Origin of the sequence: Streptomyces sp. Tu 2975 (assembly GCF_009832925.1) — a bacterium.
GTDB lineage: Bacteria > Actinomycetota > Actinomycetes > Streptomycetales > Streptomycetaceae > Streptomyces.
This window is the reverse complement of sequence record NZ_CP047140.1, coordinates 2049164-2065391: the sequence shown is the minus strand read 5'-3', so window position 1 is coordinate 2065391 and position 16228 is coordinate 2049164. Positions and strand designations below refer to the sequence as shown.

Sequence of the window (16228 nt, the reverse complement as noted above, 5' to 3'; positions counted from 1 at the left end):
CGTTTCCGTGCGCAGAAGCGCCAGACCACTCGCTGCCTTACTGGCGGCGTTCGCCCTGACGGCCGGGCTGTTCACCGCAGGCAGCCCGGCCGCGGCGCGCTCGGGCGAAGCCGCCACCGCCGCCGAAGCATCCGATGTGTCGACGCCCGCGGACACCTACACCTGGAAGAACGTGCGCATCGACGGGGGCGGCTTCGTGCCGGGCATCGTCTTCAACCGCTCGGAGAAGGACCTCGCGTACGCCCGCACCGACATCGGCGGCGCCTACCGCTGGAACGAGGCGGGCAAGGAGTGGACCCCACTGCTCGACTGGATCGACTGGGACCGATGGGGCTGGACCGGGGTCGTGAGCCTCGCCTCCGACACGGTGGACCCGGACAAGGTGTACGCCGCCGTGGGCACGTACACCAACAGCTGGGACCCCACCAACGGCGCCGTCCTGCGCTCCTCCGACCGGGGCGTCAGCTGGCAGGCCACCACCCTGCCCTTCAAGCTCGGCGGCAACATGCCAGGCCGCGGCATGGGCGAGCGGCTCGCGGTGGACCCCAACAAGAACTCGGTGCTCTATCTGGGCGCCCCCAGCGGCCACGGGCTCTGGCGGTCCACCGACTCGGGGGTGACCTGGTCGAAGGTGACCGCCTTCCCGAACCCCGGCAACTACGCCCAGGACCCGACCGACACCAGCGGCTACGCGAACGACAACCAGGGCGTCGTGTGGGTGACCTTCGACGAGCGCTCCGGCAGTGCGGGCAGCGCCACGCAGGACATCTACGTCGGAGTCGCCGACAAGGAGAACACCGTCTACCGCTCGACGGACGGCGGTGCCACCTGGTCGCGGATCGCCGGACAGCCGACGGGTTATCTGGCCCACAAGGGCGTCCTGGACTCCGCGACCGGCCATCTCCATCTGACCCTGAGCGACACCGGCGGCCCGTACGACGGCGCCAAAGGCCGCATCGCGCGCTACGACACGGCGACCGGCGAGTGGAAGGACACCAGTCCGACCGCCGAGGCCGACACCTACTCCGGCTTCAGCGGGCTGAGTGTGGACCGGCAGCGGCCCGGCACCCTGATGGCCACGGCCTACAGCTCCTGGTGGCCGGACACGCAGATCTTCCGTTCCACGGACAGCGGTGAGACCTGGACCAGGGGCTGGAAATACACCAGTTACCCCGATCGCTCCTTCCGCTACACGCAGGACGTCTCTTCCGTGCCCTGGCTCTCCTGGGGCGCGAACCCGTCCCCGCCCGAGGTCACGCCCAAGCTGGGCTGGATGACGGAGGCGCTGGAGATCGACCCGTTCGACTCGGACCGGATGATGTACGGCACGGGAGCCACCATCTACGGCACCGAGAATCTGCGGACCTGGGACTCCGGCGGCCGGATCACCATCACGCCCATGGTGAAGGGGCTCGAGGAGACGGCCGTCAACGACCTGGCGAGCCCGCCGTCGGGCGCGCCGCTGCTGAGCGCCCTCGGTGACATCGGCGGCTTCCGGCACACCGACCTCGACGCCGTGCCGCCTCTGATGTTCACCTCGCCGAACCTCTCGTCGACCACGAGCCTGGACTTCGCGGAGGCGGCGCCCGCCACGGTCGTACGGGTCGGCAACGCCGACGCCGCCCCGCACATCGGCTTTTCCACGGACAACGGGGCCAACTGGTTCCAGGCCTCGCAGCCTTCGGGGGTGACGGGCGGAGGCACGGTCGCCGCCGCCGCGGACGGCAGCGGCTTCGTCTGGAGCCCGGACGGCACCGGTGTGCACCACACCACCGGGTACGGCAGCTCGTGGACTACGTCCACGGGGATCCCCGCCGGGGCGACGGTGGAGTCCGACCGCGTGAACCCGAAGAAGTTCTACGGGTACAAGGCCGGCACCTTCTACGTGTCGCAGGACGGCGGAGCCACGTTCACCGCAAGGGCGTCGAGCGGTCTGCCGCAGGAGGGCAACGTCCGCTTCAAGGCCGTGCCCGGCGTGGAGGGTGACGTGTGGCTCGCGGGCGGCACAGCCTCGGGGACGTACGGACTGTGGCGTTCGACCGACTCGGGTGCGACCTTCCGGAGGATCGAGGGGGTCGAGCAGGCGGACGCCGTGGGCTTCGGCAAGGCGGCTCCCGGCGCCTCGTACCGGACGATCTTCGTCGGCGCGAAGATCGGCGGGGTGCGCGGCATCTTCCGGTCCACGAACGGCGGCGCCGAGTGGAGGCGGATCAACGACGACGCGCACCAGTGGGGCTGGACCGGCGCCTCGATCACCGGCGACCCACGGGTCTACGGGCGGGTGTACGTGTCGACCAACGGGCGCGGCATCCAGTACGGCGAGTCGTCGGACGGCGGCGGCACCGATCCGGGTCCGGGTCCCGACCCCGACCCGCCCGGGGACGCGGGATGCTCGGTCGCCTACAAGATCACCAGCCAGTGGTCCGGCGGCTTCCAGGCCGATGTGACGTTGACCAATACGGGCAGCGCCGCCCTGGACGGCTGGCAGCTGCGCTGGCACTTCCCCGACGGGCAGAAGGTCGGCCAGATGTGGAACGCCGCCCATCGGCAGAGCGGCCCCGAGGTGACGGCCGAGAACGTCTCCTGGAACGGCAAGGTGGCCGCCGGTGCGTCGGTGTCCTTCGGATTCACCGGCAGCTGGTCGGGCCGCAACACCGCACCGGCCGCCTTCGCCTCGGGCGGTGAGACCTGCACCATACGGGGCTGAGGAGGGGTGGTCGGGGGTCCTGGCCGGCGGGCGTGCCGGCCAGGACCCGTGGCCGATCGGCGTCCGCTGGAGGGAGCCTTCTCCCCAACATGTCCGGTATGGCTTGTTTTACCGTCTTGCTTGTTAAGTCCAATTAAGCTTCGTTGTTGCGAGTTGGCGTCCTTGAGATGCTTTGGCGGTCCGAGTGGTTGCACGGAGGGCCCGTGATGTCGGTCACCTGCCCGGCGGGCGGGGAGAGGTGGCGGAAGGGGTACTTCCCTTTCCTGGGAAGGGCTTTGAGTTTCTTGACGCGGAACTGACAATTGAAAAGCCGTGCGCGGAAGCCCTATTCGGATTGTGATGTGGAATTCGGCACTTGTTTCACGAGGGCGCTCTCGTTTACGGTCACCGTCAATCCGGGTGGACCGCCGAATCCTGCCGCCGTCCGGAATCCGCAACCGCACTCACTTCACGTACGGCAGGAGCGGGGGAACCAGGTAAGTCGCCGAACCGGAATCCGGAACGGCTCGGGGTTAAGCCGCATTCACCTGTGGCCGGGCATCTCCCGCCCGAACCCGACAGCTCACCTCGCAGGCGACGGAGAGGAAAGCGCCATGCCCGCAAAGGGTAAGCACCGTCGTCCCAAGTCCCGTTCGCTGACCCGGGGATTCGTCGCTGCCGGCACGGGCGGCGCCGCGCTCGCCCTGCCGCTCCTGGGCGGCACCGCTGCTCAGGCGGCCCCCGTCGCGGCGGAGCGGACCGTGGCCCCCGCCACGACCGTCGCCGCGGCCGCGCAGGCCGTCGCGCAGAAGGCCGGCACCGTCACGTATTCCGTGGTCGCCGGTGACTCGCTTTACAAGATCGCCGAGGACCATTCGCTGAACGGCGGCTGGAAGCAGCTCTACAAGGACAACCGGAAGGCCGTCGGAGCGGACCCGGCGCTGATTCACCCCGGTCTCGAGCTGACGATCGGCGCCAAGGCCGAGGCCGAGGCCGAGCCGAAAGTGAAGCCGCAGGCCAAGGCGAAGGCCGCCCCCAAGGCTGCGGAAGAGGCCGAGACCTCCGAGAAGGCCGAGCGCGCCGCCGACACCGCCCGCGCGGACCGCTCCGAGCGCACCAGCGCCCCGGCGGCCCAGGCCGCTGCCGCCCCCGCGAAGCCGGCCTACGCGAACAACCTCGACGGCTGGATCCGTGAGTCGCTGGACATCATGGGCCGGCACGGCATCCCGGGAAGCTACGAAGGCATCCACCGCAACATCATGCGTGAGTCCTCCGGCAACCCGCTGGCCATCAACAACTGGGACATCAACGCCGTCAACGGCACCCCCTCCAAGGGCCTGCTCCAGGTCATCCAGCCCACCTTCGACGCCTATCACGTCGAGGGCACGTCCTTCGACCTGTACGACCCGGTCGCCAACATCACGGCCGCGTGCAACTACGCCGCCGACCGGTACGGTTCGATCGACAACGTGAACGGCCCCTACTGACGGGACCGCGCGGCCACTGATGAGCCGCCTCCACCTGACGGGCCGGTGCCCGGGACGCCCACGGCGCCCCGGGCACCGGCCTGTGGTCGTGTCCGGGTCCGCGGCCGCATGTGCCGCACGAGACGCCGCGCCCTCACATGCCCCCGCCCGTGGCCCGCGTCCCCGCCCGGGCGTTCGCCGGTGGGGTGAGGGTGCCGCGCGGCACGCAGAGGCCCGCGCGGCATCGGGAAGCCGACGCGAGCAGCACCGGCGGGAAGCGGCCGGGCTCGGGCGGCGCCCCGGACCGCGGTCACGGCCGCCCGAGGTGGCTCCAGCGGCTCTCGAGCGGCTCCCGAGGTGCCGTGTGCCATCGTGGAGGTGACGGCTCCGGCGGACGATGGCGCGTTGATGCGTCCGCGCCGGGCCGAGGGGATGCGGTGCGAACACACCGGCGACGGGCCCGGTGCAAGGGCCGTGCGGCCGGAAGGCGCAGGTCGCAGGCGTCCGGGAAGCGCACGGGACGCGCCCCGCGCTCCGGCACGCGCGTCGTGCCGAGCCAGGCAACTCCCTGCCGTGCAGCTTCCTGGCCTGGCTGAATACGGACAGCCGGCCCCTCCCGGTGATTACCTCATGTCAGGCGCCGGACGGCAGCAACGGACCGGCCGCCACAGGACACCGGAACGGAACGTACGCCGCACCCGTACTCACGAATGGAGACACTCCATGTCCCGTGCCACCCGTTGTACCGCCGCCGCATCCGCCGTCGCCGCCGCGTTCCTGGGCGGCATCCTGCTGGCCTCCCCGGCGCAGGCGGCAGAGGCGCCGCGGACGGCGCCGGCCTCCACGGACGACTTCGTCTGGCCGACGCCGCCGGACCTGCCGGACGACGTCGTGTGGCCCTCCCTGCCCTCGCTTCCCGGCCTCCCCGGGCGGCCGGGCGCGCCCGACGACTTCGTCTGGCCGTAACCGCATCGGAGCCGACGATGACGACAGCGATGACGACAACGACGAGGATCCCCGGTTCCGCGAGGACCGTCGCGGGCACCGTGCCGACGGCCCGCAGGGACCGGCGTCAGATCCACTCCCGCCGGGTGGCCTGCACGCCGGCCTCGAACCGGCTGGAGGCCCCGAGCCGTTCCATCAGCTCGGCCACGATGCGCCGCTCGGTGCGTACGCCGATGCCCAGCGCCCTCGCCACGGCCTCGTCGGTGAGTCCGGTCGCGAGCAGCTGGAGCAACTTGCGCTCCTGCGGGGTCAGTCCGCCGGCCCGGGAGACCGGGGCGTCCATGGGGCTCGCGTGCTCCCAGTACGCCTCGAACAGCGCCCGCATGGCCAGGACCACCGGGGGACTGCTGAACAGCAGTGCCGAGGGCTGGGCCTGGCCGGGGAGGCCGGCGACGATCGCGGCCGACGTGTCGACGATGAGCAGCCGCATGGGCAGGGTCGGCGAGGTCCGTATCTCGCTCTGCCGCTCCGCCATCCACTGGGCGTGCGCCTTGGTGACGCGGTCGTTGGCGACACTGTCCAGATAGATGGAGCGGAAGCGCACACCCCGCGCGAGCGCCCGCTCGTTGAGGGGCCGGCCCGCCTCGACCGATCCCTCGGTGAGGGTGTTGTCGGGGTGGAACGCGAGGGACTCCCGCGTGCAGGACTCGGCGAGGGCCTCGAGGCGGATCCGGATGTCGTCGACGTTGTCGAGAAGCTCCGTGCCGTCGAGGTTACCGGCCCAGCCGGAGGCGGTGTATTCGGCGGCGAGCGCGGCGAGGGCGGCACGGTTCTGTTCGATCCGTTGCTGACGCCAGGCCAGTTCACGTTCTTCCCGCTGGAGCAGGACCTTCAGGCCGAGTGACGGATTCACCGCCCGCAGTTGGCCGGGAGCGACGTGGGACGGCGCGAGGAGGGAGAGTTGGGACAGCCGGTCGAGTGCAGCCTCGACTTCCTCGGAGGTGCTGTCCACAAGGTCCGCGAGCCGTTTCGGGTCGTACTCCTTGTGGAACAGGATCGCGCGGTAGACCGCGAGGGTCTCTTGATCCAATGACGAAACTTCATCCACGTGGTGTTTCCCCCTTGACCACGGTTGAACGTTTATTCATCCACGTGTTCAGGGCCCTCGGAACGCCCTTCGGCAGGCCCGCACACACCCGCCGACTGTGAGTTCCTTTCACCCTCTGCACGCTTTCCGCACGTTACCCGCTGATCGATCTTCTTGACAGGGCGGCAGGAATCAGGACCGTCCCAAGTCTGTCGCGAACTCCCGAAGGAGCCGGCCGTGCCCATCGCAGCCTCCTACGCGCCCGTGCCGCTCGACGGCTGCGTCGTCCTGGTCGTCGACGCCACCACGGGCATCGGCAGGGCCATCACCGCACGGCTCTGCGCCGCGGGCGCGGCGGTCGCCGTGGTCGGGGCCGGGCATCCGGGGCGCGGTGACGACGCGGCCACCAACGCCGCCTTCCTGTGCAAGGAGCTCGCCGGCATCGGACACGTGGCACTGCCCTACCAGGTGGACGCCGAGGACACCGACGCGGTTTCCGGCCTGCCCGGCCAGATCTCCGCGGACATCGGCCCCGTCAGTGCCTCGATCGTCGTCGTCCCGCGGTGCGGCGCGTCCGACCGGCTCGTGGCGACCTTCCACGCCGTGTCGGCGGCCGTCGCCCGGGCCCTGCCCGAGGGCGCACCGCACATAGAGGTCGACCCGGGCCCGAGAGCCGCCACGTCCGCCGCCCCGCGCGACGACGAGCCGGCCCGTTCGGCGGTCGAACGGCTGGTCGACGCTCTGGCCCGCACCCCGGACCGCAGACGGTCCGCCTGATCATCCATCACATCGTCACGGGGGTAGGACATGTCCATTCGCGTCGTCGTCGCCGGCGATCACCAGCTCGTCCTGGAAGCGTTCGCGGAAACGCTCAACGGCACCGACGGGCTCGATGTCGTCGGACTCGCCACCAGTTACGAGGCCGTCATGCCCGCCGTCGAACGGCACCGGCCCACCGTCCTGCTCCTCGGGGAGAGCACCATGGGCGGCAAGGCACTGCGGGCCGCCACCGATGTGCGCTCCGCGCACCCGTGGTGCGGGGTCGCCCTGATGGTCGGCGCGGCCACACCCGCGGTGGTGGACCGGGCCGTGGCGGCCGGAGCCCTGGGGGTCGTGCCGAAGAACGCGCGGCTGCCGCAACTGGTGACCACCCTCATGGGGGTCGCGGGCGGGTGTCTGACGGTGGATCCCGCGCTGCTGCGTCCGGCCGTCGCCGGGGAAACCGCGCTCAGCGTCCGGGAGATGGACGTCCTGCGGCTGACCGCAGGGGGCGCCAGCGTGAAGGAGATCGCGGGGGAGCTGTATCTCGCCGCCGGCACCGTACGCAATCTGACCTCAGCGGCCATCAAGAAACTCGGCGGCCGCAACCGGTTCGATGCCGCGCGCATCGCGAGCGAACACGGCTGGCTGTGAGGGCGGGAGGGCACGGGGTGGCACGGTACGTGGCCGGACGCGCGCCGGCCCCGGCACAAAGGGTGCCGGGGCGGGGCGTCTTCGGGCGGTGCGTCGACGTGGTGCGGATGCTGCTACTTCTCCAGGCAGAACTCGTTGATCGGGTAACCCACATGACGGTCCGCCGTCGGCAGGTGGCCCAGGATCGTGTCCCCCGGCTTCAGTTCCGTGCTGTTGAGGACGGAGGCGCCCGGGCCCAGGACGCGTACGTGCCAGTCGTCCTGGAGGATCAGGTTGACGCTCTGTCCGTTCGGGGCGACCGCGTCGATGGAGATCAGCGGGCGGGTCTCGATCTTGACCCGGCCGACGCTGACCGGCCGGGTGCGGCCCTTGACGTCGACGGCCAGGACCGAACTGCCGGCGTGCAGTTCGCTCAGATAGTGGGTGCGGCCGTTCTGCGCCACGGTGTAGGAGTGCAGGGCGCCCGCGTTGACCCGGAAGGGCCTGGTGGGCATGTACGGCAGGGGATGGGTCTCGCTGACGCACAGGACCATGCCCTTGGAGTGCGAGCCCACCAGGATGCCCTCGTCCTTGCGGAAGTGGGTCGTCGTGTCGACACAGGCCCGCTCGCCCATGCCGATGTGGGTCGCCGCGGTCACGGTCAGCTCGACCAGCGGGATCTCGCCGGTGCGGGAGGTCGCGGCCGTACGCAGCGCGGTCGCGTCGCCGACGGTGCGGCCCGGCATCAGCACACCGTCCGAGCCCAGTTCGAGGACGCCGTAGACGATCTCGGCCTCCTCCTGGTTGGCCGCGGTCGTGACGATCGACCCCGGCGAACCGGTGGCGGCCGCGATCACGATCTCCAGCGGGATCTTCGTGGGGTCGCGGAAGTCGAGGACGCTCCATGCCTCCAGGCGGGCGGCCAGGCAGGCGTCCTCGAGGGTGTCGGCGTCGACGATCTCGACGTAGCGGCCGAACTCCACGTCCGGGTGCGCCTCGGCGAGCGGGGCGCGCAGGTCCTTGCCGCCGGGCACGATCACCAGGTCGGCGCCGCCGATGTCGTCCGGCACGTTCCCGTCCGGGTAGAGCAGGATCTTGCGGACGGTCGGCGGCAGACCGGTGAAGGCGGCGGGGTCGGCGGCGACGATGCCGTCGATGCGCTGGTGGACCGCCTCCTCCAGGATGGCGGCGGTGGCGGAGCCGGCGTCGCGGATGTCAAGCCAGCACAGTTTGGCGTCCGTCATGATGCGGACCTCCTGTCAGGTCGTCGAGACGTGTGTCGTCGAGGCGTGGATTGTCGAGGCGTGGATTGTCGAGGTGCGTGTCGTCCAGGTGGTGCGGGGTGAGGCGTTCGCCGTCGAGCCGCGCGTCGCCGCCGGCGAACGGGCCCGTACCGAAGTGCTGTTCCGGAAAGTGGTGGACAAGCCGGGCGACCTTCGCCGCCAGCCGCCGTGGGTCGGCGGCCTGGAAGATGTTGCGGCCCATCGCGACTCCCCCTGCGCCGCCGGCCAGCGCGTCGCGTACGTACGCGAGCACGTCCTCCTCCTTGTCGAGGGCGGGACCCCCGGCGACGAGGACCGGGACGGGACAGGCCGCGGTGAGGTCGAGCATCTCCGCGGTCGACCCCAGGAACACGGTCTTGACCAGGTCGGCCCCCAGGTCGGCGGCGATCGTCACGGCATGCGCGACCATCTCCGGGTCCCGGGGATCGGTGATCCGCGGCCCGCGCGGGTACACCATGGCGAGCAGCGGCAGATTCCAGCGGTCGCAGGCGTCGGCGATCCTGCCCAGATCGCCGATCTGCTCCCGCTCGTCGTCGGAGCCGAGGTTGACGTGGACGCTCACGGCGTCCGCGCCGAGACGGAGCGCCTCCTCGACCCCGGCCACCACGTACTTGGCGTTCGGGTCGAGCGCCCGGCTGGTGCTCGCGTTGAGATGGATGATCAGCGACATGGCGGCGAACCGCTCCGGAGAGATGTGCCGCACACTGCCCTTGTGCACGACGACGGCGTCCGAACCTCCGGCCGCGAGCCGGCCGGCGAGGTGGTCGAGCGTGGTGCCCTTGGGCACCACGGGACCGTCACTGATCGAATGGTCGAGAGGGGTGATCATCAGGCCGGCCGTGCTGTGGCGGTAGAGCCGCCGCAGCCGCAGCGACCGGGCGAAGTGGCCGTATGAGGTCATGTGACGCCCTTTCTGCTTCGCGGGATTGCGTGATCGGGCAAGGACCCCGCGCCGCCTGCGCGGACGGGATCGGCCCGCGCGGTGGCTTCGCGCGGGGGGCTCGTGCCGGGCACCGCGCCGCGCCGGTGGGCGTGCACGGGCGTCCGGATGTCGTGCGCCGGGCGGGGTGCCGGCCCCGGGCCGGCGTGCGGACGGGTCTCGTCCGGTGGCGCCGTGACCGAGCGCAGGTAGGTGCGGTCGGGCTTGCCCGAGGGCGTGAGCGGGAGCCGGGGCCACACGGACACCCGGACCGGCGCGTGCTCCGGCGTGAGCGTCGCGGCGACGTACCCCCGCAGGTCGCTCGAGGTCCGCGAGGCGCCGGAGTGCAGTTCGACGGCGGCGTGCACCTGTTCCACGTAGTCCCGGTCGCGTACGCCGAATACCGTGGCCTGGCGTACCTGCGGATGCTGGAGCAGCGCTCGTTCGATGGCGGCCGGATCCAGCTTGAGACCACCGTGCTTGATGACGTCCCCGACACGGCCGTCGAGACGGAGGTAGCCGTACCGGTCCCAGTGCCCGAGGTCGCCGGTCAGCAGCCAGCCGTCCTGGAGCGCCGTGCCGGTGAGCTGCTCGTCGTCGAGGTAACCGGCCGTGACCGTGGGGGAGTTCACCCAGATCTCGCCCGTGACACCGCGCTCGACCACAGGGCCCCCGCCCGGTGCGCGTATCTCCACGCGCACCCAGGGGAAGGGACGGCCGACGGAGCCGAGCAGTTCCGGTTCGCGGTGGTCCAGCGGGTTCAGGCTGCTGATGCCGCCGGCCTCCGTCGTGCCGTACACCTGGATCAGTACGTCGCCGAAGAGCTCCACCGCCCGCGCCACACGGGCCGGCGCCGCCGGTGTGCCGCTGTAGGTGATGCGGCGCAGCGACGACAGGTCGGTCGTCGCGACGTCCGGATGGTCGAGCAGCCGGTACAGGTGCGGGACGGCCAGATAGACGTCCGTGACCCGCTGTTCGGCGAAGGCGCGCAGAACGTCGTCGGCGTCGAACCCGTCGTGCAGCACCACCGTCCCGCCGCTGAGCAGAACGGCGTCGGCCATCGGCGCCGTCGTATGGCTGATGGGCGTGACCGACAGCAGCGTCGCGGGTCCCCGGGGATCGAGGCCATGTGCGAGGCGGCCGACGAGCTCGTCACGGGTGCCGAAGCGCTGCGCCACCATCTTGGGGCGGCCGGAGCTGCCGCTGGTGAAGTCGACGACGGCCAGGGCGTCCGGCCGGCCCTCCCGTAGCCGGTCGAGCGGCACGGCGTGCGCGGGGGCGCCCCGCGGGATGGGCAGTACGGTCAGCCCCGGCAGGCGGTTGGACAGCCAGCGCCCCCGCTCGGCGCTCTCCTCGTCCACCAGCAGGAGCGGCACGCCGAGGTCGCGCAGCAGCTCGGTCTGGGTGCTGATCGAGAATGTCTCGGTGTCCGTCCTCGGGTTCATCGACCGTACGTAGACGGAGGTCGCGCCCAGGAGGTGGACGGCGTACCGGGCGCTGAGCATCAGCGGATGGTTCGGTCCGGTCAGGACGGCGACGGTGTCGCCCGTTCCGACACCGTGGTCGTACAGCAGGGTCGTCGTGCCGAGGATCGAGTCGGTCAGTTCGCCCGCCGCGACGGTCCCGTCGCGGCGGTGGACGACCGCCCGGGCGGGGTCCTTGCCGAGTGCGTCGAGAATACGGCGGACGTAGGGCACGGATCGGGTGATGGTCATGTTCCTCCTTCCTTTCCCGTCGGAAATGCCTGAAGAAATGAGCGGATCGGCTTGCGGGAGAAGTCACACGATCTTCATCTGCGCCATCATTCCCATGGCGCTGTGGTCGATCATGTGGCAGTGGTACGGATAGACGCCCCGGTGGGTGTCGAAGGTCATCTGCAATTTGACGGTCTGCCCGGGGAAAAGGAGCACCGTGTCCTTCAGTCCCGCCTCCGCCGGATAGACCGGCTGCCCGTCCCTTTCGAGAATGCGGAACTGGACCAGGTGCGTATGGAAGTTGTGCGGCACGGTGACACTGGCGTTGGTGACGGTCCAGACCTCCGTTGTGCCCCACTTGATCTCGGTGTCGATGCGGTTCGCGTCGAAGGTCTTCCCGTTGATGTACGCCTGGTGTCCGCCGCTGCCCGGCTCGTCCATCTGCAGCTCGAAGCTCCGCTCCACCGTGGGCTTCCGGAGCGCCGGCAGGGTCGTCAGCACGTGCGGGACCCGGCTGTCGTCGGGGGTCTTCTCGCCCACGTCGAAGCGCATGATCCGGCCGACGAGGTCGGCGGGCCCGGGCCCCAGCATGTTGGCCAGCTCCAACTGCGTGCCCGGCGGGTACGTGGAGAAGTCGATGACGAAGTCGGCCCGCTCACCGGGGGACAGGACCAGGACGGGCGTGGGTGCGGGAGCCGGGAGCAGTCCGCCGTCGGCGCCGATCTGCGTCACCTGGCTGCCGTCGGACAGCGCCAGGATGAAGATGCGCAGGTTGGACGAGTTGAGCATCCGGAAGCGGTACTTGCGTCCCTCGACCTTCATGTACGGCCAGGGCCGGCCGTTGACGAGGATCGTGGTCCGGTTCTCCGCGTCGTCCATCGTGTACACCATCCGGCCCGACGCGTCGAAGTGCGCGTCCCGCAGGACCAGCGGCACCTCGTAGCGCCCGGACGGAAGGCCGAGCGCGTCCTCCTCCTCGTCACCGAGCAGGTACAGGCCCGACAGGCCGCGGTAGACGTGCTCCGACTCCATGTGATGGGCGTGGTCATGGGTCCACAACGTCGCGCCCGGCTGCCTGTTGGGGTACACGTACGTCTTGGAACGGCCCGGCGCGATCGTGTCCATCATGCCGCCGTCGCTCTCCACGGGGTTGTTCGCGCCGTGCAGGTGGACCGAGGTGGGCATGTCGAGCAGGTTGATCTGTCTGACGACTGCGGTGCGCCCGGAGCGCGCCCGGATGGTGGGCCCGGGGAAGGACCCGTTGTAGGTGAGGACCTCGGTGCGCTGCCCGGGAAGGATCTCGAGCGAGGTCCGGCTCATGGCCACCGCGTAGTGGTCGGCGGACCTCGTCCTGCGATAGGGGCGCAGTACCTTCGGCACGGGCAGCGGCACCGTGAACGGCGTGACAGCCGCCCCGGCCGACGCGCCGGTGCCCGCCGGGGCGGCGTTCGCCGGTCCCCCGTGGCAAGGGTCTGGAAGAGCCCGCCCGCCGCGCCGACGGCGCCGAAGGCGCCCGCGGTGAGCCCGAGCCGTATGGCATGACGACGAGTGAGCACGAGGTGATTCCTTACTGAAGTAGCCGTGATGTGCGGTGAATTCGTGTTCCGAGCATGCGTGTGGAAGTGCCGAACTCCGAGCGCACGGCTTCGTCCGCTGGCATGTGTCACCCGTTCCATGACCTCGGTCACCGGAACCGAACGCCGGAATTCCCGCCGCGCTGTTCGGTGGATGCCGGGCGGCTTTCACGGCGAAGGTGATGACGGGTGTCATGACGGACACCGGTGCGTGTCACGGGAATTGCGCACGGCCGGCGGTTCCGCTCGGTCCGGGCCCGAGAGTGATGACCGACGTCTGTCCTCATCACGCGAAGCGGAGACCACCATGCAGACGAATTCACCTCAGGAGACCGGGGAGGCGCCGTCACCGCCCCGGGCCGCGCCCGTGTTCCGCCACGACGTCCACGTCGCCTTCGACGGCGAGTCGGCGACCCTGACGAGCCCCGTCACCGCCTTCACCCTGCGGCCGGTGCGCGGCGGCATCCGCCGTGCGCTGCGGCGGCTGAGCCAGGGGCCGACACCCGTGCACGAACTGCTCGAAGGACTGCGGCCCGCGGAACGCGTCCAGGTGGAGCGGTTCCTCGACCGCGTCGGCCACCTCGTCGCCCGCAGCGTCCTCACCCACGGCGGCCCCGGCGGGCGCCGTGAACTGATCAGACTCGAACCGACCGCCCGGGACGCCGAGTACCGGGTGGGGGAGGTGGACGCCGGACTGCCGGTACGGCTCTCCCGGTTCGCGTTCCTGCGCTCACGGGACGGTGCGCTGGTGCTCGAGTCGCCCTTGGTGAAGTTCCGGGCCGTCCTGGCCGACCCGGCAGCCCGGGAGATCGCGGCCGCGCTCGGTGAGCCGGTCACGGCCGGGAGCCTGACGAAGACAGGCGGCCTCTCCGAGGACGAGACGACGGACGTGCTCCGCCACCTGGTGGGCGCCGGCTTCGCCGAACAGGCGGACGCGGACGGCGCCTTCGTCTCCGACACGGAACCGACGCTGCGGCAGTGGGACTTCCACGACCTGCTGTTCCACTCCCGCGTCCGCTCCGGCCGGTACGACGACGTGTTCGGCGCCGTCTACCCCTACCGGGACGAGATCGACCCGCAGCCCGCGGTCAAGCCGGCGCCGGGCGGTCCCTGCGTGGAGCTGCACCGGCCGGCGCGCGAGGACATCGCGGACCGCGACCCGTCACTGACGGCCGCCATCGAGACCCGCCGCTCCATCCGCTCCTACGGCGGACGCCCGCTGACCGCCCGGCAGCTCGGCGAGTTCCTCTACCGCGTGGCACGGGTACGCGCCCACTACACGCCGGAGGAGGGCAGCGGCCGCGACGAGGTGGTCTCGCGTCCCTACCCCAGCGGTGGCCAGGGCTACGAGCTGGAGCTGTACGTCACCGTGCGGCGCTGCGAGGGCCTCGACGCGGGCATCTACTACTACGACCCCGTCGCCCACCGCCTCGTCCTCGTCAACGACGGGGCCGCCGACCGCGAGTCGCTGTTCCATGTCGCGTCCAGGGCCACCGGGATGGAAGCCAGGCCGGACGTACTGATCACCATGACGGCACGCTTCCAGCGCATGTCGTGGAAGTACCGTGCCATCGCCTACGCGACGACCCTTCGGCACACCGGTGTGCTCTACCAGACCATGTACCTGGTGGCGACGGCGATGGGCCTCGCCCCGTGCGGGCTGGGCAACGGCGACGCCGACATGTCCGCCCGGGTGCTCGGGCTCGACTACCTGCGTGAGTCGTCCGTGGGCGACTTCCTGCTCGGCAGCCGCAGCCCGGACGACACCGTGGCCGGCGAACCGGAGGAAGGCTGGCACATGCTCAACGATCCCCAATGGTCTCTGCAGACGGACACATGAGCCGGCCGTGACCTGCGAAAGTGCCGCTTTTCCCGCCCCTTCCGGGCGAGGCGAGGCGGCATTTTTGTATTCCGGTGGCTCCGGTTCCGTCATGACCGCAGTTATTCGTGCGGTGATAAATGTCAGCGCGGGCTCAGAAACTCTGGATCCGGGATGGCCGGCTGAGCATTATTGGTTGTGCAGCCGGACGGGTTGCACAGAATAATTCGGAAAGGAATTCACCATGAGCATCAACGACATCAAGAACGACGACGCGGACAAGGCCTTCGAGAGCTTCGACGTCGACGAGCTGGAGACCCTCGAGGTCGCGCAGGGTGTGGCCCTCCCCGAGATGGGCGCGTCCAGCGGCTCGATCGGCACCTCGTCCTCCTCGTCCTCCACCTGCTCCGCCTGCTGAGTACCCCTCGACCGAATCCCGAAAGGATCCAGACAATGAGCATCGACGACATCAAGAACAACGGCGACGACGCGGCGAAGGCCTTCGAGAGCTTCGACGTCGACGAGCTGGAGACCCTTGAGGTCGCGCAGGGTGTGGCCCTCCCCGAGATGGGCGCGTCCAGCGGCTCGATCGGCACCTCGTCCTCCTCGTCCTCGACCTGCTCCGCCTGCTGATCCGAGGTACCTGATCGGACGTTCCAAAGGATGCGCCCATCCAGCCGGGAGCTGGATGGGTACATCCTTTTGTGCTTCGAGGACGGGCGCCGAGGCCGAATCTCAGCCGCGCACCGCCACATGGAACGAAGACAGCCACAGCACGACCGCGGCCCCCGCCCCGACCACGACGCGCACCGTCTCGTCGGTCGAGCCGGCCACGGCCACCACGACGCCGACGACCGCGACAGCCGTCAGCAGGACCGCCGTCCACCTGTACTGCCACTGGTCGAAGAGGCGCGCGAGCGGAAAGAAGTGCAGGCCCACCACGAGGCAGATCCCCGGCGGGATCAGCTCGGCGTGACCCGTCGCGTTCGACGCGGCGATCACCGCGAAGACGGCCACCACCTCGAGGGCGTTCACCAGACCCACCCCGCGGTTCCACTTCTCCGGAAGTCGCACCATGCGGCCGGGCGGCCCCGCCGCCCCGCGGAACGCCAGGAACACGGCCACGGCGGTCAGTACGGCGCCCACCGCCCCGACCGTGACGGAAACAGGCATCGCGGCGATGCCGGAACCCGCCGCAAAAGCCCACACCAGGGCAAAAACCGCGAGAACTATGGCCCCGCGGCGGCGCAGATTCTGCGTGAGTGCCAGGCACTCCGTGTCCGTAGTCATGGCCGGAGGGTACAGCGATCTCCGCGCCCGCCTGACGGGTTTCGGCCACGGGCGTACCGTCCCGCCGACGGCG

14 protein-coding genes and 1 riboswitch are annotated in these 16228 nt (G+C 70.4%); of the genes, 8 read left to right on the top strand and 6 right to left on the bottom strand.

What is annotated here, in order from left to right:
- Positions 1-7 precede the first annotated feature (7 nt).
- From GLX30_RS09010 to GLX30_RS09000, 3 genes are all read left to right on the top strand, one after another.
- Positions 8-2707 carry a cellulose binding domain-containing protein gene (locus GLX30_RS09010; RefSeq protein ID WP_347879702.1) on the top strand — a complete coding sequence of 900 codons (2700 nt, stop codon included), beginning with the start codon at positions 8-10 and terminating at the stop codon, positions 2705-2707.
- A 430-nt stretch (positions 2708-3137) separates the two neighbouring features.
- Positions 3138-3298: riboswitch (cyclic di-AMP (ydaO/yuaA leader) on the top strand.
- A 2-nt stretch (positions 3299-3300) separates the two neighbouring features.
- Positions 3301-4173 (top strand): LysM peptidoglycan-binding domain-containing protein, encoded by an 873-nt coding sequence (locus GLX30_RS09005; protein WP_159685733.1) that lies wholly within the window; start codon positions 3301-3303, stop codon positions 4171-4173.
- Between the two features lie 702 nt (positions 4174-4875).
- Positions 4876-5118 (top strand): hypothetical protein, encoded by a 243-nt coding sequence (locus tag GLX30_RS09000; protein WP_159685730.1) that lies wholly within the window; start codon positions 4876-4878, stop codon positions 5116-5118.
- Between the two features lie 106 nt (positions 5119-5224).
- Here the strand turns inward: GLX30_RS09000 and GLX30_RS08995 are convergent, their stop codons facing one another.
- The gene (locus tag GLX30_RS08995) at positions 5225-6187 is read right to left on the bottom strand and encodes a helix-turn-helix transcriptional regulator (RefSeq protein WP_244258082.1); all 963 of its coding nucleotides are present in this window, start codon (positions 6185-6187) and stop codon (positions 5225-5227) included.
- A gap of 234 nt (positions 6188-6421) precedes the next feature.
- Between GLX30_RS08995 and GLX30_RS08990 the strand changes: the two genes are divergently transcribed.
- Entirely contained in the window at positions 6422-6961 is a 540-nt protein-coding gene (locus GLX30_RS08990) for a hypothetical protein (protein WP_159685724.1), read from the top strand.
- A gap of 30 nt (positions 6962-6991) precedes the next feature.
- Positions 6992-7597, top strand: coding sequence for a response regulator transcription factor (locus GLX30_RS08985; RefSeq protein ID WP_005310744.1), 606 nt, complete (start codon positions 6992-6994; stop codon positions 7595-7597).
- A 113-nt stretch (positions 7598-7710) separates the two neighbouring features.
- On the opposite strand, the gene GLX30_RS08980 is transcribed toward GLX30_RS08985, so the two are convergent.
- From GLX30_RS08980 to GLX30_RS08965, 4 genes are all read right to left on the bottom strand, one after another.
- Positions 7711-8820 carry a 3-dehydroquinate synthase II gene (locus GLX30_RS08980; protein WP_159685720.1) on the bottom strand — a complete coding sequence of 370 codons (1110 nt, stop codon included), beginning with the start codon at positions 8818-8820 and terminating at the stop codon, positions 7711-7713.
- Entirely contained in the window at positions 8792-9760 is a 969-nt protein-coding gene (locus GLX30_RS08975) for a 2-amino-3,7-dideoxy-D-threo-hept-6-ulosonate synthase (protein WP_159685716.1), read from the bottom strand. The genes GLX30_RS08980 and GLX30_RS08975 overlap by 29 nt, the downstream gene beginning before the upstream one ends.
- Positions 9757-11493: a fatty acid--CoA ligase family protein gene (locus GLX30_RS08970; protein ID WP_159685711.1), complete on the bottom strand. Its 1737-nt coding sequence runs from the start codon at positions 11491-11493 to the stop codon at positions 9757-9759. The genes GLX30_RS08975 and GLX30_RS08970 overlap by 4 nt, the downstream gene beginning before the upstream one ends.
- 63 nt (positions 11494-11556) lie before the next feature.
- Complete coding sequence (locus GLX30_RS08965) at positions 11557-12852, bottom strand: multicopper oxidase domain-containing protein (protein ID WP_347879701.1); 1296 nt, start codon at positions 12850-12852, stop codon at positions 11557-11559.
- Between the two features lie 501 nt (positions 12853-13353).
- On the opposite strand from GLX30_RS08965, the gene GLX30_RS08960 reads away from it, so the two are divergent.
- From GLX30_RS08960 to GLX30_RS08950, 3 genes are all read left to right on the top strand, one after another.
- Positions 13354-14886 (top strand): SagB family peptide dehydrogenase, encoded by a 1533-nt coding sequence (locus GLX30_RS08960; protein ID WP_159685708.1) that lies wholly within the window; start codon positions 13354-13356, stop codon positions 14884-14886.
- 223 nt (positions 14887-15109) lie between these two features.
- Entirely contained in the window at positions 15110-15283 is a 174-nt protein-coding gene (locus tag GLX30_RS08955; protein ID WP_078535228.1) for a thiazolylpeptide-type bacteriocin, read from the top strand.
- Between the two features lie 35 nt (positions 15284-15318).
- Positions 15319-15498, top strand: coding sequence for a thiazolylpeptide-type bacteriocin (locus GLX30_RS08950; protein ID WP_005310732.1), 180 nt, complete (start codon positions 15319-15321; stop codon positions 15496-15498).
- A gap of 102 nt (positions 15499-15600) precedes the next feature.
- Here the strand turns inward: GLX30_RS08950 and GLX30_RS08945 are convergent, their stop codons facing one another.
- A complete protein-coding gene (locus GLX30_RS08945; RefSeq protein ID WP_159685703.1) occupies positions 15601-16155 on the bottom strand; it encodes a hypothetical protein in 555 nt (184 codons plus the stop codon).
- Positions 16156-16228 lie beyond the last annotated feature (73 nt).